The following is a 17,639-nucleotide window of genomic DNA, read 5'->3' as shown; positions in this document are numbered from 1 at the left end:
GGGGCGCCCCCCCCCCCCCCCCCCCCCCCCCCCCCCCCCCCGCCCCGGTGGAGCGTCATACGACGCCCCGACGCGCCCCCTTCCCGGGCTTCCCGGGCGCCACCCCAGGACGCCTTCTACCGGCGCGCCCGCCCCCACCCCCGGGGCGCCCCGCCCTGCACCGGGCGCCCCCCGACGACTCCCGCGCCAGGGGGAGCCCGAGGACGCTGCCCCGACGCCCTGCCACCGCACCGTCGTTCCCCTCCCCTCGCGCGGTCCCCGTAGCGCACCGGTCCCGCCGCCACCCCGCCCGGTCTGGGCATCCGCACAGAGTCTCCCGCCCGGGACTGGGACGCCGCAGCGACCAGGGCCGTGGCCCTGTACCGGTACCGGCGCGCGTGCTGTCGTGAGCTCCCCCTTTCCCGTCACCGTGCCGGCGAGCCCCGGCACGGTCCCAAGGAGCCGCGATGCCCGCAGCACCACCGGACGGCGAGTCCGCGCTGCACGTCGAGAGCCTCGACGTCGCGTACGGACGCGCACTGTCCGCCCTCCGTTCCGTGTCCCTGACCGTCCCGCACGGCGGCGTCGTCGCGCTGCTCGGCGCCAACGGCGCGGGCAAGACGACCCTGCTGCGGGCCGTGTCGGGCACACTGCGCCTGCACCGCGGCGCGATCACGGCCGGCCGCGTCCGCTACGGCGACACGGCCCTGGACGGCCGCGACCCGGTCGCCGCCGTACGCGCCGGAGTCGTCCAGGTGCCCGAGGGCAGGCGGGTGTTCGCCGGACTCACCGTCGACGAGAACCTGCGGTCCGGGGGCCTGGGTCTCGGCCGACGCGCCCCGGCGCAGGTCCGCGAGGCCCGGGAGCGGGTCTTCACCCTCTTCCCGCGACTCGCCGAACGCACCCGCCAGGCCGCGGGCCTGCTGTCCGGTGGCGAACAGCAGATGCTCGCCATCGGCCGCGCCCTGATGGCCGCGCCCCGGCTGCTCCTGCTCGACGAACCCTCCCTCGGGCTCGCCCCGATGATGGTGGACCGCATCGCCGAGGTCGTCCGCGAGATCAACGCCCAGGGCACCGCCGTACTCCTCGTCGAGCAGAACGCCGGCATGGCCCTGTCCCTCGCCGAACACGCCTACGTCCTGGAGGTCGGCGAGATCCGGCTGTCCGGCCCCGCGGGCGAACTCGCCCGCACGGACGCCGTACGCCGCCTCTACCTGGGCGAGACCACCGGCACCACCGAAACCGCCACCACCACCGAAACCGCGACCACCGCGACCACCGCCACCACCGAGGCCACCGACGGCAAGGGGGCCGCGTGACCACCCGCACCACCGCACCCCCCGTGCTCGGGGTCCGAGGCGTCACCGTGCGCTTCGCCGGCCTCGTCGCCCTCGACGACGTCTCCTTCACCGTCACCCCGGGCACCGTGCACGCGGTCATCGGCCCGAACGGCGCCGGCAAGTCCACCTGCTTCAACGTCCTGTCGGGCCTGTACCGGCCCACCGCCGGCACCGTGCGCCTCGGTGACGCCGACCTGACCCGGCTCGCCCCGCACAAGATCGCCGCCCTCGGAGTGGCCCGCACCTTCCAGAACATCGTCACCACCCAGGGCACCGTCGCCGACAACCTGATGCTCGGCCGCCACGCCCTGTCCCGCGCCGGCTTCGCCGCCAGCGCCCTGCGTCTGCCGCGCGCCGTGCGCGAACAGCGCGAACATCTCGCCAAGGCCCGCGAGATCGCCGAACTCACCGGCCTGGGCCCCCACTTCGACTCTCCCGTCGCCCTGCTCTCCTACGGCGACCGCAAACGCGTCGAACTCGCCCGTGCCCTCTGTCTGGAGCCCCGTGTCCTGCTGCTCGACGAACCCGTGGCCGGCATGAACGCCGCCGAACGCACCCGCATGACCGAGGTGGTCCGGGAGATCCGCGCCGAACTCGGCCTCTCCGTCGTGCTGGTCGAGCACGACATGGGCCTGGTCATGCGCCTCGCCGACGACGTCACCGTCCTCGACTTCGGCAAGGCCATCGCCCACGGCACCCCCGACGAGGTCCGGCGCGACCCCGAGGTGCTGCGCGCCTACCTCGGCACCGGCACCAGCGGGGAGGACGCGGCATGACCGGCTTCCTCGACAACCTCCTCAACGGCCTCGCCCTGGGGTCCGTCTACGCACTGATCGCCCTCGGCTTCGTCACCATCTTCAAGGCGTCCGGCGTCCTGAGCTTCACCCACGGCTCGCTCCTCCTGCTCGGCGGCTACCTGGTCGCCGTCCTGAACGACGACATCGGTTTCGCCGGCGCGCTGGCCGTCGCGGTCCTCGTGACGGCCGCCGTCGCCGGGGTCCTGGACCGCCTGGTGCTCCAGCGGGTCGGGGGCACCGATCCGCACGCCGCCCATGTGCAGACCATCGTCACCATCGGCGTCGACATCGTCCTGGTGACCGACCTGGCCCGGCGGATCGGCGGCGACCTGCTGCCGCTCGGCGACCCCTGGGGCGACGCGGTGACCGACCTGGGGCCGGTGACCGTAGCCGACAGCCGCATCGCCGCGATCCTGGTCTCCGCCGTGGCCATCGGCGGCGCCTTCGCCCTCTTCCGGTTCACCCCCTGGGGCCTGTCGCTGCGCGCGGCGGCCGAGGACGGCGAGGCCGCCGCCCTGATGGGCGTACGGCTGACCCGCGTACGCACCGTCGCCTGGTGCCTGGCCGGGGGACTGGCCGCACTCGCCGCGGTCTTCCTGGTCGCCTTCCCGGCGCCCGGACTGGAACGCACCACCGGGCAGATCGCCCTGAAGGCCTTCCCGGCCGCCATCCTCGGCGGCATGGCCTCCCCGGTCGGCGCCCTGGTCGGCAGCATGCTGATCGGCCTCACCGAGGCCTTCGTCGCCGGCTACCAGTCCGACCTGCACGTCCTCGGCGAGGGCTTCGGCGACGTCGCCCCGTACGCGGTGATGGTGCTGGTCCTCCTGGTGCGCCCCGCCGGGCTCTTCGCGGCGAAGGGAGCGACCCGTGTCTGACCGCCTCACCAAGAGCGGCCTCACCGAGAGCGGCCACACCAAGAGCGGCCCCGCCAAAACCAGCCCCGCCAAGAGCGGCCCTGCCAAGCGCGGCCTCGACCGGAGCGGCCTCCTCAAACGCGGCCCGCTCCTGCTGTCCGCCCTCCTCCTGTGCCTCCTGCCCTTCTACCTGGACGCGTTCTGGCTGCGCATCGGCCTGTTCTCCATGGCGGCGGCCATCGGCGCCATCGGGCTCGGCCTGCTCAGCGGCACCGCGGGCCAGCTCTCCCTCGGACACGCCTTCTTCCTCGCCGTCGGCGCCTACGGCTACGTGTGGCTGGCGGGGGAGACCGGCCCCGGGCTGCCGCCCGCCGTCGCCGCGGTCCTCGCCGTGCTGCTCGCCGGCGCCGCGGGCGGCCTGTTCAGCCCCGTCGCAGGCCGGGTCAAGGGCGTCTACCTGGGCGTGGCCACCCTCGCCCTGGTCTTCCTCGGCCACCACGTCCTGCTCACCGCGGACTCCGTCACCGGCGGCTTCAACGGAAGCTCGGTGCCGCCGCTGGAGATCGGCGGGTTCACCTTCGCCGAGTCCGACCCCGAACTGACGGTCATGGGCGTGCCGTTCGGCGCCGAGGAACGGCTCTGGTACCTCGGCCTCGCCCTGTTCGCCCTCACCTGGTTCACCGCCCGCGGACTGCTGCGCGGGCGCCCCGGACGCGCCCTGGTGGCGCTGCGCGACAGCGAGACCGCGGCGTCCGTGATGGGCGTGCACGTGGCCCGCTACCGCTCGGCCGCGTTCGTCGTCTCCTCGATGTACGCGGGCCTCGCCGGCGTCCTGCTCGCGCTCTCCTTCCGCCGCGTGGTGCCCGACTACTTCTCCCTCCTCCTCTCCGTCGACTACCTCGCCATGATCGTCATCGGCGGCCTCGGCTCGGTGGCCGGAGCCACCGCCGGCGCCGTCTTCGTCACCGCGCTGCCGCTGCTGATGACGCGCTACGCCGACCAGTTGCCGCTGGTGGCGACGCCGGGCTCCGGCGACGGCTCGATCGGCCCGACCGAGGCCGCCCGCTACCTCTACGGCGCGGCGATCGTCGTGATCCTGCTCTACGCCCCCGACGGACTGCACGGGCTCGCCCGGCGGACCCGCGCCCGCCTGCGCCGCCGCCGGCCACCCGCCACCGACCCCTCCGGCACCGGGTCCCCACCCGACGCCTCCTCCGCAACGACCGCAACGACCGCACCCACCGCACGAGCCAAGGAGCACACCCCGTGAACGTCACGCACCCCAGGTCCCGCACCACCCGGACCGCCGCCCTGGCCGCGGCACTGGCCGCCGTGCTGCTCGCGGGCACCGCATGCAGCTCCAAGGCGGACGGCGGAAGCACCGACGACGCCGCCGACGGCGTCAAGGCCGGCCCCGGCGTCAGCGAGAAGGCCATCAAGCTGGGCGCGCTGACCGACCTCACCGGCCCCTACGCCACCCTCGGCAAGTCCATCGTGCAGGCCCAGCAGATGTGGGCCGACGAGACCAACGCCGCGGGCGGCATCTGCGGGCGCAAGGTCGAGATCGTCGTCAAGGACCACGGCTACGACGTGCAGAAGGCGGTCACCGCGTACGCCGACATCTCCCCGGACGTCGTCGCGCTGCCCCAGGTCATCGGCTCGCCGGTGGTCGCGGCGCTGCTCGACGACATCGAGCGGGACCACATGCTGACCTTCCCGCAGGCGTGGGCCGCCTCCCTGCTGGGCATGGACCCGGTCCAGGTCCTGGGCACCACCTACGACCTCGACATGATCGCCGCGGTGGACTTCCTGACCCGTGCCAAGAAGATCGCCAAGGGCGACACCATCGGCCACGTGTACTTCGAGGGCGACTACGGCGCCAACGCGCTGGAGGGCTCAGAGTGGGCCGCCGAACAGGCGGGGATGAAGGTGGTCGGGCAGAAGATCAAGGCCACCGACACCGACCTGTCCGCCCAGGTCTCCGCGCTGCGGAAGGCCGGCGTCAAGGCCGTCCTGATCAGCGCCGGCCCCGCCCAGACCGCGTCCCTCGCGGGCGTGGCCGCCGCCCGCGGCCTCCAGGTGCCGATCGTCAGCAGCGCTCCCGGCTACTCCCCGCAGCTGATGAAGACGCCCGCGGCACCGGCGCTCGAGGCCATGGTCCACGTCGTCAGCGCCGCCCCGGCGACCAGCTCCGACCTGCCCGGCGTCAAGAAGATGGTCGCCTCGTACACCAAGAAGTACCCGGGCGAGCCGGTCGACTCCGGAGTGCTCTCCGGCTACAACGCCGCCCAGCTCATGGGCTCCGACCTGAAGAAGGCTTGTGAGGGCGGCAGCCTCACCCGGGAGGCCGTCGTGAAGGCGCACCGGTCGCAGAAGAACGCCGACACCGGCCTCGGCACCCCGCAGAACTTCTCCCTCGTGACCGAGCCGGCCAGCCGGTCCACCTACGTGCTCAAGCCTGACGCCAAGGCCGTGGGCGGGCTCGTCGTCGTGGAGGAGGCGCACAAGGCGCCGGGCGTCGACGCGTACCTGGCCGCACGCGGCTGAGTGAGGGGCCGGTGGCCGCCAACTCGACTGCGCGGCAGTCGCCTTGGCGGCCACTGGGCCCACCCTCTGGTTTCCCTGACCACCGGGTCCCTAGGATGTACTCTCTGTCATGCCAGTCCAGTTGGCGCCCGTCCGGAGCTGGGGGAACGATGCAAGCCGACAAGCAGCTGTCCACGGAGATCGACGCCAGCGTGCCCACGGCCGCGCGCATGTACGACTACTACCTGGGCGGCAAGGACAACTACGCGGCCGACCGGGCGGCGGTCGGTGAACTCGACAAGGTCGTCCCCAGCACCCGTCGGCTGGCGCTGAACAACCGGCGCTTCCTCCAGCGGGTGGTCAGGGTCCTCGCCCAGGAATACGGCATCCGCCAGTTCCTCGACCACGGATCCGGCCTGCCCACGCAGGACAACGTGCACACCATCGCGCAGCGCGTCGACCCGGAATCCCGTGTGGTCTACGTCGACAACGACCCGATGGTGCTGGTCCACGGCCGCGCGCTGCTCGACCAGAACGACCAGACCGCGGTCATCCACGCCGACATGCGTTCGACGGAGGAGATCTTCTCCCACCCGGACACCCAGCGGCTGATCGACTTCTCGCAGCCGGTCGCCGTGCTGTTCAACTCGGTCTTCCACTGCATCCCGGACAGCGACACCGACGGCCCGATGGCGGTCGTCCGGCGCGTGACCGAGCGGCTCGTGCCCGGCAGTTACGCCGTGATGTGCCAGCTGGTCAGCGAGGACGCGGAAGTGCGGAAGTTCGTCACGGACTTCATGGACCAGGCCACGCAGGGACACTGGGGCCGGGTCCGCGAACCGAAGGACGTGGAGGCCCTGTTCGAGGGCATGGACATCATGGAGCCGGGGCTGGTGGAGGTCTCCACCTGGCGTCCGGACAGCGAGGTGGCGCCCCGCCAGCTCACCGACGAGTGGATCGAGTTCGGCGGCCTGGGTCGCATCCGCTAGCGGCCCCCGGGCCGGCACGAAGGGCCGCACGCGACGCGTGCGGCCCTTCCGTTCGCCGCCCGGCCGACTCGTCGCTGGGTTTACTCGGGGTAGCGCGAGGCCATCGTCTGGCGCAGCAGGTCCTTCGACGCGCGCGGGGTCAGGGCCTCGTCGGCCAGCCGGTCCAGCGCGACCCGGTATTCCTCGGTCTCGTCGAGGTCCTCGAGGAAGTTGGCGCTGCGGATGTGTTCCAGGTAGACGACGTCGGGCAGGTCGACGCCGCCGAAGCGCAGATAGGTGATCGGGATGGCGGGTGCCGACGCGTTCGTCACGTCCAACGGCACGATCTGCAAGGTCACATGCGGCTCGTCGGCCATCTCGACGAGGTGTTCGAGCTGCTCCCGCATGACCTCGCGGCTGCCCAGCACGCGCAGCAGCACGGACTCGTCGATGATCGCCCACAACTGCGGGGCGTCACCGCGATGCAGCAGCTCCGCGCGGCGCATGCGCAGTTCGACACGGCGCTGCACCTCGGCGCCCGTCGCGTTCGGCAGGCCCCGCTCGACGACGGCCCGGGTGTAGGCCGCCGTCTGGAGCAGGCCGGGGACGTACTGGATCTCGAAGGTGCGGATGGTCGCCGCGGCCTCCTGGAGGCCGACCAGGCGGTCGAACCACTCCGGCATCAGACGCTTGTCGTACCGCTGCCACCAGCCCGGTTCACCGGCGCGCTGCAACAGCTTGAGCAGGACCGACGCCTCGTAGGGATCCGTGCCGTACCGCTCCAGCAGGGCGCGGACGTCGGTCTCCGTCGGGGGCCTGCGGCCCTTGCCCGACTCGATGCGCGAGAGCTTCGCCGCGCTGAACCCGAGGTCGCGTGCCGCCTGGTCCTGGGACAGGCCGGCGTCCTCGCGGAAGCCCGCCAGCTGCACACCGACGAGCATCTTCAGCAGGGTCGGGGCGGGCTCGACCCGGTCCAGATAGGGTTCGAGACGGGAGATGCGAGGCGATGACGCGGCGGACATCCTGACTCCCAGCAGACCGGCAGACTTGAGAAACCACACTATCTCATCCCGCCTGTGCCCGCCGCATCCGCCAGTGGTAAACGGGTAGTTGGTCTCCGCTTCCGCGTGCGGCGACCTCGCCCCGCCCGCCCCGGTGGCGTCCGGCCCGCTCACAGCAGGTGGTCGAACTCGCCCTCCTTCGCCCCGGCCAGGAAGGCGGCCACCTCCGCGGGGGTGTAGACGAGCGCGGGACCGTCCGGATCACGGGAGTTGCGCACCGCGATGCCTCCGTCCACGAGGGCGACCTCGACGCAGTTGCCCTCGGCGTTGCTGTGCCGGCTCTTGGTCCAGCGGGCCTCCAAAGAGCTGGCCCGCACTCCGTTGTGCACTGGTGGCACCGCGATCTCCTTGCCGTTCGGGGGAGCGGACCGAGTCCCGTCGGTCCCCGTGCGCTCCCATCCGATTTTTTTCCGCGCAATTTCTCGTGCAATTGCACGCGAGCGCTGTCAGCGTGGATAATAGCCGTGGCGTCAACCCCTGGTTGGCCGCCCCGTTCTGACGTCGCATCAGGGAGATGCCGTGCCGTCACCTGCGCATTCCACGCTCCGGTCGTCCGGCGAACCAGCGTCGGAGGCGGGCGCGGCGAGCCGGTTCGGCCGTCTCCCGGACACGGCACGGCCCGTCGCCGGCCGGGACGAGTGGCCGTCGTCGGCTCCGTACGCGAAACACCGGCTGCCGGGCGGCCGGACCGCGTCCGCCGTACTGCGCATCGCGTGCAGCGGACAGGGCTTCGCCCGGGCCAGGGTCTTCACGCGGGACACGTTGAGCGGCTGGGCCCTCGACCGTCACGCCGACGACGCCGTGCTCGTGATCACCGAGCTCGCCTCCAACGCCGTGACCCACGCGGTTCCCTCCGCGGCGGCCGGTGTGCCGGAGGTGAGGCTGGGGCTCGCGCTGGACGGCGACCACCTGATGCTGACTGTCTCCGACCCCGGCGACAACGCGCCCGTGTTCTCCCCGTCCGGCGACCTCGCCCTCGCGGAGCACGGACGCGGCCTGTGCATCGTCGACGCCCTCGCGGAGGAATGGGGCTGGACCCCGAGGCCTCCCGCGGGCAAGACCGTCTGGGCCATGTTGTCGACCCGCCCCCTCACCTGACCCGACTGCCGCGGAAGGGCCCCCACCATGCGCAGCGCTCCGACACCCGAGCCGAGCACCCCGCGCACCGACCGCCAGGCGCAGCCGCCCGGCGTGCCCAGGACCGCCTCCCCCCTCGCGGGGCTGGACAGCGTTCCGTGGAGCGACATCCAGGACTCCAGCGGCTCGGCCGCGGCGATTCCCAGGCTGCTGCGCAAGGTCGCCTGGGGCGACGCCGAGACCGCCCGCGCCGCCCTCGGCGATCTGCGCAAGCGCATCTGCCAGTACGGCTTCGTCGTCGAACAGGCCACCGCTGCCACCGTCCCCTTCCTGTGGGAACTGGCCCAGCGGCCCCAGGTGAACTGCCGCGCGCAGATCATCCAGCTGCTCAAGAACATCGCCGACGCCCGGCAGTGGGAGACCACGGCCACCGTCTACCCCAAACTGCTCAACCACCGCGAGAACCCGGTGGCCTGGGAGCGCGCGGCCCGGCAGGCCGTCCGGTCCCGGCGGCAGGAGCTGGAGCGGCTGCTGGCCGAGGACGACAGCGAGATCACCCGCGCCACGACGGAGCTGGCCCGCACCCTCGGAGACTGAGACCCGCGCCCTCCACGGGGGAGAAGGCGCGGGTCTCTCCCCCCGACGGGGAAGGGTTCCACGACCGGATGCCGCCGCCGCGCCGGCCGCCTCGCCGGCCGGACTCCGGCATGACGGCCCCGCCCTCGGTGGATCGTCGCCGTCGCCCTGAGCGGCCAGGGTTAGGCTCATGGCCGGGACACGTACCGACGAGGGGTGACGCGGCATGAGCGGCAGGGTGACGGCGGTCAGCAGCAACGGGGAGTACTCGTTCACCAAGCCGAACCGGGACAGCGTCACACTGCTCGCCGGGCTCGGCGTGGAGGGCGACGTGCACGCCGGTGTGACGGTCAGGCACCGCTCCCGCGTCGCGCAGGACCCCACCCAGCCGAACCTGCGCCAGGTCCACCTCCTTCACGAGGAACTCTTCGCCGAGGTCGGCGAGGAAGGCTTCGACGTGGCGCCCGGCGACCTCGGCGAGAACATCACCACACGCGGCATCGACCTGCTCGGTCTCCCCGTCGGCACCCTGCTGCGCATCGGCGACTCCGCCGTCCTGGAAGTGACCGGCCTGCGCAACCCCTGCCTGCAGATCGACCACTTCCGGGACGGACTCCTGAAGCGGGTCGTCGGCCGCGACGAGGCGGGGAACGTCGTGCGCAAGGCCGGAATCATGAGCATCGTGAAGGAAGGCGGAGTAGTGCGCCCCGGCGACACGGTGGAGGCACAGCTCCCCAGCGGTCCGCACCGGCCCCTGGACCGGGTCTGATCGTCCCGACGTACGGAAGGGTGTGGCGCCCTCCTCGGCGAACGGGTAGGAAAGCGCGGGAAGTAAGCGCTTGCCCCACTCGGTCACCAGGAGGACCACGCCGATGGCGTCGTCATTGGAAAAGCCGCTCGATCACCGCTACCGGGGCGAACACCCGATACGCACGCTCGTCTACCTGTTCCGCGCCGACCGTCACCGCCTGGCCGGGGCGGTCGCGGTCTTCACCGTGAAGCACAGCCCCGTCTGGCTGCTGCCGCTCATCACCGCGTCCATCATCGACACCGTCGTCCAGCACGGGCCCCTCGGCGACCTGTGGACCAGCACCGGGATCATCATGTTCATCCTGGTGGTCAACTACCCGCTGCACCTGCTCTACGTCCGCCTCCTGTACGGCAGCGTCCGCCGCATGGGCACCGCACTGCGGTCCGCGCTGTGCACCCGCATGCAGCAGCTCTCCATCGGCTACCACTCCCGCGTCAGCGCCGGCGTCCTGCAGGCCAAGGTCGTCCGGGACGTCGAGACGGTGGAGCAGATGGTGCAGCAGACCGCCGAGACGGGCCTCGGCGCGCTCACCGTCCTCACCGGCGGTCTCGTCATCATCGCCGTGCGCACACCGGAGTTCCTGCCCGTCTTCCTCGTCGTGGTGCCCGCCGCCTCCCTGCTCGTGGCCCGGCTCCGCGCCCGGCTGCGCGCCCACAACGAACACTTCCGCCACGAGGTCGAGGCCCTGTCCTCCCGGGTGACGGAGATGACCCGGCTCATCCCCGTCACCCGCGCCCACGGTCTGGAGGGCAAGGCGCTGCGCCGCATGGACGGCACCCTGGACCGCCTGCTGACCTCCGGGATGCGCCTGGACCTGGTCAACGGCCGCTTCGGCTCGCTGTCCTGGGTCGTGCTCAACGTGGTCGGCGTCCTCGTCCTCGCGGGCGCCGCCCTGGTCTCGTACCACGGCGTCTGGGGGGTCACCGCCGGTGACGTCGTCATGCTCAGCGCCTTCCTGACCACCCTCACCAACTCCACGACAACGTTGGCGGGGCTGGCCCCCGTCATCACCAAGGGCCTGGAGTCCGTCCGCTCGGTCGGCGAGGTGCTCCAGGCTCCCGAACTGGAGGACAACGAGGGCAAGGCCGAACTGGCCTCGCTGCGCGGGGCCGTGACCTTCGAGGACGTCGGCCACGTCTACGAGGGCGACGGGCGGCCCGCGGTGAGCGACTTCACGCTCGCGGTCCGCCCCGGCGAGACCGTCGCCCTGGTCGGCGCGTCCGGCGCGGGCAAGTCCACCGTGCTCAACCTGGTCATCGGCTTCCTGCGGCCGACCTCGGGCCGGCTGCTGCTCGACGGCACCGACATGAACACCCTCGACCTGCGCACGTACCGGCGCTTCGTCTCGGTGGTCCCGCAGGAGTCGATCCTGTTCGACGGCACGATCCGGGAGAACGTCGCCTACGGCATGGACGACGCCGACGAGGCGAAGGTGCGCGCGGCCCTGCGCGACGCCAACGCGCTGGAGTTCGTCGACCGGCTGCCGCAGGGCCTCGACACGCTGGTCGGCGAGCACGGCGCCCGGCTGTCCGGCGGGCAGCGCCAGCGGCTGGCCATCGCCCGCGCCCTGATACGGGACCCCAAGGTGCTCGTCCTGGACGAGGCGACCTCCGCGCTGGACACCCGCTCCGAGGCGCTCGTCCAGCAGGCGCTGGCCCGGCTGCTGCGCGGACGCACCACGTTCGTCGTCGCGCACCGGCTGTCCACCGTGCGGGGCGCGGACCGCATCGTGGTGATGGGGGAGGGCCGCATCCAGGAGGTGGGCACCCACGAGGAACTCCTGGGCAGGGGAGGGGCGTACACGGCACTGCACGGCGGCCAGGTCGCCTGACCCTCCGGCTGTTGCCCGACATGGATCCGTGGGCGGCGATCGTGTCCCTTTTCAACCAAGTCGTCGACCTTTTGCGGCGATGGTCGGACACAAACCGACGGATTTTCGTCAATTGCGAGCAGCGGCGCGCATGATGTGAGTGTTTCCGCCGGGTTCGGGCATACGCAGCGAAAATCGAGAGAGGGGCGATTCGTGCTCGAGCCGGACCCGAAGGTCGTCAGAGAGTTGCTGACGCGGTACGCGTCACTGCGGATCGCGCAGGCGGAGAGTCAGCGGCCGGAGACGGCGCGCGAGCTGGCGGACGTCAGCTACACGCTGTGCGTGATGACGGCGACGACCAGTATCCGCGACGCGCTGGCCAAGGCGGACGCGCTGCTGCTCGCCAAGGGGCGGATGCCGGACACCGTCCGCGTGGCGGACCCGGAGGGGGAGAGCGGCCTGTCGCTGGCCGTGTGAGAACGCCGTACCCGGGCCCGTCCGGGGACCGGGCCCACACGCCGGGCCGGTCCGCGGGGCGGGCCCTACGGCTCGGCGGGGGTCGCCGGCCTGCCGTGGAACGCCGCGCGGTAGGCGTACGGAGTCGTGCCGACCACCCGCCGGAACCGCTCGCGGAATGCGGTGGCCGAGCCGAACCCCGCCTGCCGCGCGATCCGTTCCACCGAGTGGTCGCCGTTCTCCAGCAGGTACTGGGCGCGCCGCACCCGCGCCCGTAGCAGCCACTGCAGCGGGGTGGTCCCCGTCTGTTCGCGGAACCTGCGGCTGAAGGTGCGCTCGCTCATGCCCGCGCGCGCCGCCATCGCGCCGAGGGTGACCTCCTCGGCCAGATGGTCCTCGATCCACTCCAGCAGCGGCTCCAGGTCCGAGCCCCGGGGTACCGGCGGGCGCTCGTGCACGATGAACTGGGCCTGCCCGCCCTCCCGTTCCAGCGGTACGACGCACATCCGGGCGGCGTGCGCGGCGACCGCCGAGCCCAGGTCGCGGCGGATCATGTGCAGGCACATGTCCAGACCGGCGGCGGCGCCCGCCGAGGTGAGGATCTGCCCGTTGTCGACGTAGAGGACGTCCGGCTGCACCTCGACCCCCGGGAAGCGGCGGGCCAGTTCCGCCGTCGCCATCCAGTGGGTGGTGGCCCGCAGCCCGTCCAGCAGCCCGGCCTCCGCGAGGACGAAGGCGCCCACGCACACCGACGCGATCCGCGTACCGGCACCGGCCGCCCGCCGCAGCGCGGACAGGACGCGGTCGGAGGGCGGGCCCTGCTCCTCGGAGCGGCCCGGCACGATGACGGTGTCGGCCCACTCCAGTGCCTCCAGGCCCCGGTCGACACGGAGGGTGAGCCCGTCCGTGCGCACCTCGGGCGTCTCGGCGCACAGGCGGACGCGGTACGGACTGCGTCCGTCGGGCAGCCGCGTCCAGTCGAACACCTGCATGGGCGCCGCCATGTCGAACGGCACCACGTCGTCGAGGACCAGGATCGCCACGGAGTGCATGGCGGCCACGATAGACGGATTCCCGCCGTGCGCGGAACGCCCCGGTCAGGCCCGGTCCGGACCTCGCGCCGCCGGTCACCGCCGGGTGAGGGGGTTGGCGAGAACCCGTCGGAAGCTGTCGTTTCAGCCGCTGTCCGCCGGCCCGGCCGCTTCCTAGCGTGGCTTCCACCGCACCGACCGTTCGCACCGACCGTTCGCACCGACCGATCCCGCCTCCGGAGCCCCGACCGATGACCAAGTTCCTGCTGTCCCTCCACGTCCTGGCCGCCATCCTCGCCGTCGGGCCGGTCACCGTCGCCGCCAGCATGTTCCCGCCGGCCGTCCGCCGGGTGGCGTCGCCCGTGCCCGCCGGCGGCGCGGGCGGGCACGCACCGGATGCGGGGGACGCGGGGGACGTGGGTACCGTCCGGCTGCTGCACCGCATCTGCCGGGTCTATGCCGGACTCGGGATCGCGGTGCCGGTCCTCGGCCTCGCCACCGCGGTCGCGATGGGCGTCCTCGGGGACGCCTGGCTCGTCACGTCCATCGCCCTGACCGCTGCCGCCGCCGGCGTCCTGGTCGCCTTCGTCCTGCCCCGCCAGGAGGAACTCCTCGAGGAGGTGGCCGACCGGCGGCCCGTCGAGCGCGCCCGTACCGCCCGCCTCGCCATGTTCACCGGCCTGTTCAACCTGCTGTGGGCCACGGTGACGGTGCTCATGATCGTGCGGCCCGGTTCCACCACCGGCGCCTGAGCCCCCGGGTCACCCGTGAGGAGGGAATGCGCACCCGCGGGTGGACGGGCGCCTAGACTGCTCAGTCGCGCCTCCGTACGGAGGCGGACGACACGAAAGGCACGTTGACGGGTGTTCCAGGATTCCCCCATCTACGACCGACTCGTCGCCGAACGCGGTGACGTCCCCGAGCAGGTGCGACGGGATGCCGAGCGCGTGACCAGGGAACTGGAGGTTGTCATGCGTCCGTTGCGCGCACCCGGGCACCTGCCCGGCGGGGGGCGCCAGCCGTCCCCCGGGGCCGGCTGGCAGCGCACGGCCCTGCTGCCGGGCCCGCGCCCGCACTGAGGCCGGGCGGCGACGGACCACTCCGCCTCACCCGGCGAACACCGTCCCGGGACCGCCCGCGTCCACCGGGTCCTCGGTGGCGGGCCGGGCCAGCCAGTCGGCGATGGCGCGGGCGATCGGCTGCCCCGTGTCCACCTCGACGAAGCCGAACTGCCCGGACTGGTTGCACTCCAGGAACCACCACGTCCCGTCGCCGTCCTCGACGAAGTCCAGGGCGCCGTAGGCCAGTCCCGCGGCCCGCAGGTAGGCGCGGACCGCGTCGGCCACGCGTGGCGGTACCTCGGCGGGCCGCCACGGCTCCGGGGACGCGGCGAAGCGCACGTCCACCTCGGCGGGGTCCGGCTCCATGAGGGTCGTCTTGCGCGCGGCCAGCAACGCGTCGCCTACGGCGGTGAGACGGATGTCGGCACGCTTGGCCACCCGGCGTTGCAGCAGCGTCGGGCCGTGGGCGACGGCCGAGAAGTCGGCCTCGGGCGGCACCCTGCTGGCCGGCACCGCCCGCGGCGGATCCTGCGGATGCGCGCCCGAGACGGGCTTGACCACCAGGTCCGGATACCGCTCGGCGAACTCGCGGGCCGCCCGGGGAAACGTCGTGATCAACGTGGCCGGCACCGGCAGGCCGCACCGCTGGGCCAGACGCAGCTGCCAGGGCTTGTACCGGGCCCGGTGGGCCGCGTCGGGCTGGTTCATCCAGCGCGCCCCGCACCCCCGGAGCATGCCGTAGAGCGCCTGACCGGACTCCTCGGTCAGCCACGCGGAGGGCTCGGCGGCCCGCGTGGCCGCACCACCCGGCCTGCGCACCCAGACGGACCGCAGCCCGCCGATGCTCACCAGCCGGTCCCCCGCCGACAGGTGGCCCCGGAAGGAGCCGTGCGCGAACTCGCCGGAGAGCGCGACCGACGCGGTCAGATCGGCGGGGTCCAGGCGGACCACCGGCACCCCCGCCGCGTTCAGGTGCACGACCACCATGTCGGTGGTGACGTCCTCTTCACAGGTCAGGATCAGCACGGTCATTCTCGACGGCCCGTGGTCAGTCGTCGAAGTGGGTCTTCGACCCCGCGGTGGAGGTCGTGGTCCCCAGCTCCCTGAGCAACGCGTGGTCACAGGCGGCCACCCGCCCGTCCAACAGCACGTTCAACTGCAGCCCGGAGTCGTAGACGTACGGAATCGTGGCTTCCGACTCCACTGCGGGCCGTGCGTAGTCGAGCGCGAACGGTTGCATCGTCTCTCCCTAGTCGGTGCTGCGCCGATCAGGCGAGGTTCCTGTGCGAAGTCGCCTGGTCCGCCGACTTCCTTCGGCTTCCAGAGACTTATACGAATCGAACGGGTGATTGGTTTCCTTACGCTGCGTAATCACCGGGCGGTCGGGTGCCCGCCCGCTGCTCCAGGGCCGCCCGCCGGCCGCCGAGCGAACCGCGCGCGGAACGCAGCGCGAGGAGCAGGACGCCGATGTCGTCCAGGTAGACGGGATCGGGCACCAGGTCCGTCGGCAGCACCAGGTAGAGGACGGCGCCCCAGAAGACCCACCGCGGTCCGGTGGGAAGCCCGGCCCGCCTCAGGTCCCGCCGGGTGCGGACCAGCCGCACCAGTACGCCGATCGCCGTGGCGAGCACGACGGCCGCCAGCAGCACCGCCGCGATGATCACCACTGTGGTCGTGTCCACCCCGCCCCTCCTCCTGGCGCGCGGCGCGCGCCTACTCCCCGGATGCCCGTTCGAGGCGTCGGCAAGTCCGCTCGGACGGTTCTGTCATCCCTGTGGCCCACTCCGGTGGCATCGCCCGCCGGGCGTGCCTAGTAATGGTCAGCACACAGCGTGTCGCACGTCGGGGACGCAGGGCGGCCGCACCCCCACCACACGGAGAGATCATGACCACCGGCTCTTCCACACCCCGTTCGCCCGAGTACGCCATATCCGCCGTGGACCTGCCCACCGGGGAGACGACCACGGCCACCGGCACCCACCCGGTCCGCTCGACCGCGCCGGACGAGCCCGCCGACGTGCCCGACCTCGACCCGCCCGACCCCGGCTTCCTGGACGACCTCGACGACGACCTGGACGACCTGGGCCCCCGGCGGCCCGGCCTGCCGGACGACCTCGGCCCCCGTGAACCCGGCCTCCACGGGCCCGACGCCCCCGGCACGGCGGCGCGCGAGTACGGCGACCCCGTCGGCGACCTGGTGCGGGCCGCGGTGGCGGACCGGCCGCTGGAGGAGGTCGTCGAGCTGATCACGACGCTGGAGCAGTCCCCGCAGTACGCGCGGGCCACGGTCGACGCGCTCCGCGCCGTCGGAGTGAACCGCTCCGTGGACGACGTCACCCGGCTGGTCGGCCTGCTGACCCGGCCGCCGCGTCATCCGGACAGCGCGGACGAGGCCATCCGGGCCGCGGCCGAGTGCCGCTCGGTGGAGGACGTGACCCGGCTGATGGACCTGCTGCACCGCACGCCCCTGCAACCGCACTGCGGGCAGGAGGCCGTACGGGCCGCCGCGACCGGCCGGCCCGTGGAGGAACTGGTCGAGCTGATCGGCAGGATGGCCGAGGACGGGCGGACACGCCAGGACCGCCCCGACGCCCGCCGCCCCCGGGCGGCTCTGGACGCGACCGGCCAGGACGTGACGGGCCAGGACATGACCGGCCAGGACGTGACCGGTCATGAGGAGGAGCGGAAGCCCGCCGCCCGACGGGGAGGACTCGCCGGGGCGTTCGGGGCGGCCGAGCGCCGGGGCCGCGGCGAACGCCGCAGGGCGCCGCGGCCCGCCCGCCGGACACGCGAGGGCGCCGACGGCACGGCGCCGCCCGACCGGGAGCGGACGGCGGCCCGGTCCGCCGGGGCCGTGACCTGGCCGGCCTGGCTCACCGTCGCCGTCCTGGCCGGGTGCGGCGTGGCCTACTTCCCGCTGCACCAGAACGATGCCTCCGCCCGCGCCTACGGTGTCGCCCTCGGCCTGTCCGCGCTCTGCCTGCTGCTGGCCCTGCTGCTGACCGTGCGGCCCGCCGTACCGCTGCTCGCCGCGGCGGTCGTGGCACCGGCGGCGCTGGCCGCGGCCAAGCTCTACGGCAGCGCGACGCCCTCCTCCCGGATCTCCCGGGCCGTGGACCTCACGCTGGCACCCACCCGGGTCGCCGTCGCGGTCGCCGTCCTCGCGTCGCTGGTGGCGCTGACCGCCCTGTGCGTGCGGGTGGCCTCGCAGGCGCCCGCCGGGCGCCGGCCGAACCGTCCGCTGGTCCGGGCGAGTCGCGCGACGGACTGACCGCCCGCCCCGCACGTACGG

At 73.0% G+C, this 17,639-nt stretch carries 20 protein-coding genes; 14 read left to right on the top strand and 6 right to left on the bottom strand.

The annotated features are described in order from the left end of the window. Positions 1 to 446 precede the first annotated feature (446 nt). The 6 genes from ACFIF2_RS02075 (at position 447) to ACFIF2_RS02050 (ending at position 6,485) form a co-directional block, all read left to right on the top strand. Entirely contained in the window at positions 447 to 1,298 is an 852-nt protein-coding gene (locus ACFIF2_RS02075) for an ABC transporter ATP-binding protein (RefSeq protein ID WP_395570691.1), read from the top strand. Then, on the top strand, positions 1,295 to 2,095 hold the full coding sequence (locus ACFIF2_RS02070) for an ABC transporter ATP-binding protein (protein WP_395570690.1): 801 nt from the start codon (positions 1,295 to 1,297) through the stop codon (positions 2,093 to 2,095). The genes ACFIF2_RS02075 and ACFIF2_RS02070 overlap by 4 nt, the downstream gene beginning before the upstream one ends. Further along, complete coding sequence (locus tag ACFIF2_RS02065) at positions 2,092 to 2,991, top strand: branched-chain amino acid ABC transporter permease (protein ID WP_395570689.1); 900 nt, start codon at positions 2,092 to 2,094, stop codon at positions 2,989 to 2,991. Before ACFIF2_RS02070 ends, ACFIF2_RS02065 begins: the two co-directional genes overlap by 4 nt. Positions 2,992 to 3,121: 130 nt before the next feature. Next, entirely contained in the window at positions 3,122 to 4,240 is a 1,119-nt protein-coding gene (locus ACFIF2_RS02060; protein ID WP_395570705.1) for a branched-chain amino acid ABC transporter permease, read from the top strand. Further along, positions 4,237 to 5,517, top strand: a complete 1,281-nt coding sequence (locus ACFIF2_RS02055) for an ABC transporter substrate-binding protein (protein ID WP_395570688.1) — start codon at positions 4,237 to 4,239, stop codon at positions 5,515 to 5,517. The genes ACFIF2_RS02060 and ACFIF2_RS02055 overlap by 4 nt, the downstream gene beginning before the upstream one ends. Positions 5,518 to 5,666: 149 nt before the next feature. Continuing rightward, entirely contained in the window at positions 5,667 to 6,485 is an 819-nt protein-coding gene (locus tag ACFIF2_RS02050; RefSeq protein ID WP_395570687.1) for an SAM-dependent methyltransferase, read from the top strand. A gap of 80 nt (positions 6,486 to 6,565) precedes the next feature. Here ACFIF2_RS02050 and ACFIF2_RS02045 read toward each other — a convergent pair whose 3' ends face one another. After that, positions 6,566 to 7,486: a helix-turn-helix domain-containing protein gene (locus ACFIF2_RS02045; protein WP_395570686.1), complete on the bottom strand. Its 921-nt coding sequence runs from the start codon at positions 7,484 to 7,486 to the stop codon at positions 6,566 to 6,568. Positions 7,487 to 7,635: 149 nt separating this feature from the next. Next, the gene (locus ACFIF2_RS02040; protein WP_395570685.1) at positions 7,636 to 7,863 is read right to left on the bottom strand and encodes a DUF397 domain-containing protein; all 228 of its coding nucleotides are present in this window, start codon (positions 7,861 to 7,863) and stop codon (positions 7,636 to 7,638) included. A gap of 181 nt (positions 7,864 to 8,044) precedes the next feature. Between ACFIF2_RS02040 and ACFIF2_RS02035 the strand changes: the two genes are divergently transcribed. The 5 genes from ACFIF2_RS02035 (at position 8,045) to ACFIF2_RS02015 (ending at position 12,276) form a co-directional block, all read left to right on the top strand. Continuing rightward, complete coding sequence (locus ACFIF2_RS02035; protein ID WP_395570684.1) at positions 8,045 to 8,623, top strand: ATP-binding protein; 579 nt, start codon at positions 8,045 to 8,047, stop codon at positions 8,621 to 8,623. Between the two features lie 27 nt (positions 8,624 to 8,650). Beyond that, complete coding sequence (locus ACFIF2_RS02030; protein ID WP_395570683.1) at positions 8,651 to 9,199, top strand: hypothetical protein; 549 nt, start codon at positions 8,651 to 8,653, stop codon at positions 9,197 to 9,199. 205 nt (positions 9,200 to 9,404) lie between these two features. Further along, entirely contained in the window at positions 9,405 to 9,947 is a 543-nt protein-coding gene (locus ACFIF2_RS02025) for an MOSC domain-containing protein (RefSeq protein ID WP_395570682.1), read from the top strand. A 103-nt stretch (positions 9,948 to 10,050) separates the two neighbouring features. After that, positions 10,051 to 11,820 carry an ABC transporter ATP-binding protein gene (locus tag ACFIF2_RS02020; protein ID WP_395570681.1) on the top strand — a complete coding sequence of 590 codons (1,770 nt, stop codon included), beginning with the start codon at positions 10,051 to 10,053 and terminating at the stop codon, positions 11,818 to 11,820. Positions 11,821 to 12,012: 192 nt separating this feature from the next. After that, complete coding sequence (locus ACFIF2_RS02015) at positions 12,013 to 12,276, top strand: DUF5133 domain-containing protein (RefSeq protein WP_395570680.1); 264 nt, start codon at positions 12,013 to 12,015, stop codon at positions 12,274 to 12,276. Positions 12,277 to 12,341: 65 nt separating this feature from the next. Here the strand turns inward: ACFIF2_RS02015 and ACFIF2_RS02010 are convergent, their stop codons facing one another. Beyond that, positions 12,342 to 13,307: a GlxA family transcriptional regulator gene (locus ACFIF2_RS02010; RefSeq protein ID WP_395570679.1), complete on the bottom strand. Its 966-nt coding sequence runs from the start codon at positions 13,305 to 13,307 to the stop codon at positions 12,342 to 12,344. 230 nt (positions 13,308 to 13,537) lie between these two features. Here ACFIF2_RS02010 and ACFIF2_RS02005 point away from each other — a divergent pair, with 230 nt between their 5' ends. Next, positions 13,538 to 14,038 carry a hypothetical protein gene (locus tag ACFIF2_RS02005; RefSeq protein WP_395570678.1) on the top strand — a complete coding sequence of 167 codons (501 nt, stop codon included), beginning with the start codon at positions 13,538 to 13,540 and terminating at the stop codon, positions 14,036 to 14,038. A 111-nt stretch (positions 14,039 to 14,149) separates the two neighbouring features. Further along, positions 14,150 to 14,365: a hypothetical protein gene (locus tag ACFIF2_RS02000; protein ID WP_395570677.1), complete on the top strand. Its 216-nt coding sequence runs from the start codon at positions 14,150 to 14,152 to the stop codon at positions 14,363 to 14,365. 27 nt (positions 14,366 to 14,392) lie between these two features. Here ACFIF2_RS02000 and tgmB read toward each other — a convergent pair whose 3' ends face one another. The 3 genes from tgmB to ACFIF2_RS01985 all read right to left on the bottom strand — a co-directional run bounded on the left by tgmB (position 14,393) and on the right by ACFIF2_RS01985 (position 16,029). Further along, a complete protein-coding gene (gene tgmB, locus ACFIF2_RS01995) occupies positions 14,393 to 15,379 on the bottom strand; it encodes an ATP-grasp ribosomal peptide maturase (RefSeq protein ID WP_395570676.1) in 987 nt (328 codons plus the stop codon). Positions 15,380 to 15,395: 16 nt separating this feature from the next. After that, positions 15,396 to 15,587, bottom strand: a complete 192-nt coding sequence (tgmA, locus tag ACFIF2_RS01990; protein ID WP_395570675.1) for a putative ATP-grasp-modified RiPP — start codon at positions 15,585 to 15,587, stop codon at positions 15,396 to 15,398. A 118-nt stretch (positions 15,588 to 15,705) separates the two neighbouring features. After that, positions 15,706 to 16,029 carry a YkvA family protein gene (locus ACFIF2_RS01985; protein ID WP_395570674.1) on the bottom strand — a complete coding sequence of 108 codons (324 nt, stop codon included), beginning with the start codon at positions 16,027 to 16,029 and terminating at the stop codon, positions 15,706 to 15,708. A 203-nt stretch (positions 16,030 to 16,232) separates the two neighbouring features. On the opposite strand from ACFIF2_RS01985, the gene ACFIF2_RS01980 reads away from it, so the two are divergent. After that, a complete protein-coding gene (locus ACFIF2_RS01980; RefSeq protein WP_395570673.1) occupies positions 16,233 to 17,618 on the top strand; it encodes a hypothetical protein in 1,386 nt (461 codons plus the stop codon). Positions 17,619 to 17,639: the final 21 nt, after the last annotated feature.

This window comes from Streptomyces sp. BK79 (genome assembly GCF_044142145.1).
GTDB lineage: Bacteria > Actinomycetota > Actinomycetes > Streptomycetales > Streptomycetaceae > Streptomyces.
This window is presented reverse-complemented; position numbering and strand designations above follow the sequence as displayed.

What these genes read in the sequence shown, in the direction of transcription:
- tgmA (WP_395570675.1), bottom strand. Translation starts at nt 15,587, where the DNA reads ATGCAACCGTTCGCGCTCGACTACGCACGGCCCGCAGTGGAGTCGGAA.
- ACFIF2_RS02025 (WP_395570682.1), top strand. Translation starts at nt 9,405, where the DNA reads ATGAGCGGCAGGGTGACGGCGGTCAGCAGCAACGGGGAGTACTCGTTC.
- ACFIF2_RS02050 (WP_395570687.1), top strand. Translation starts at nt 5,667, where the DNA reads ATGCAAGCCGACAAGCAGCTGTCCACGGAGATCGACGCCAGCGTGCCC.
- ACFIF2_RS02005 (WP_395570678.1), top strand. Translation starts at nt 13,538, where the DNA reads ATGACCAAGTTCCTGCTGTCCCTCCACGTCCTGGCCGCCATCCTCGCC.
- ACFIF2_RS01980 (WP_395570673.1), top strand. Translation starts at nt 16,233, where the DNA reads ATGACCACCGGCTCTTCCACACCCCGTTCGCCCGAGTACGCCATATCC.
- ACFIF2_RS02030 (WP_395570683.1), top strand. Translation starts at nt 8,651, where the DNA reads ATGCGCAGCGCTCCGACACCCGAGCCGAGCACCCCGCGCACCGACCGC.
- ACFIF2_RS02075 (WP_395570691.1), top strand. Translation starts at nt 447, where the DNA reads ATGCCCGCAGCACCACCGGACGGCGAGTCCGCGCTGCACGTCGAGAGC.
- ACFIF2_RS02020 (WP_395570681.1), top strand. Translation starts at nt 10,051, where the DNA reads ATGGCGTCGTCATTGGAAAAGCCGCTCGATCACCGCTACCGGGGCGAA.
- ACFIF2_RS02065 (WP_395570689.1), top strand. Translation starts at nt 2,092, where the DNA reads ATGACCGGCTTCCTCGACAACCTCCTCAACGGCCTCGCCCTGGGGTCC.
- ACFIF2_RS02010 (WP_395570679.1), bottom strand. Translation starts at nt 13,307, where the DNA reads ATGCACTCCGTGGCGATCCTGGTCCTCGACGACGTGGTGCCGTTCGAC.
- ACFIF2_RS02045 (WP_395570686.1), bottom strand. Translation starts at nt 7,486, where the DNA reads ATGTCCGCCGCGTCATCGCCTCGCATCTCCCGTCTCGAACCCTATCTG.
- tgmB (WP_395570676.1), bottom strand. Translation starts at nt 15,379, where the DNA reads ATGACCGTGCTGATCCTGACCTGTGAAGAGGACGTCACCACCGACATG.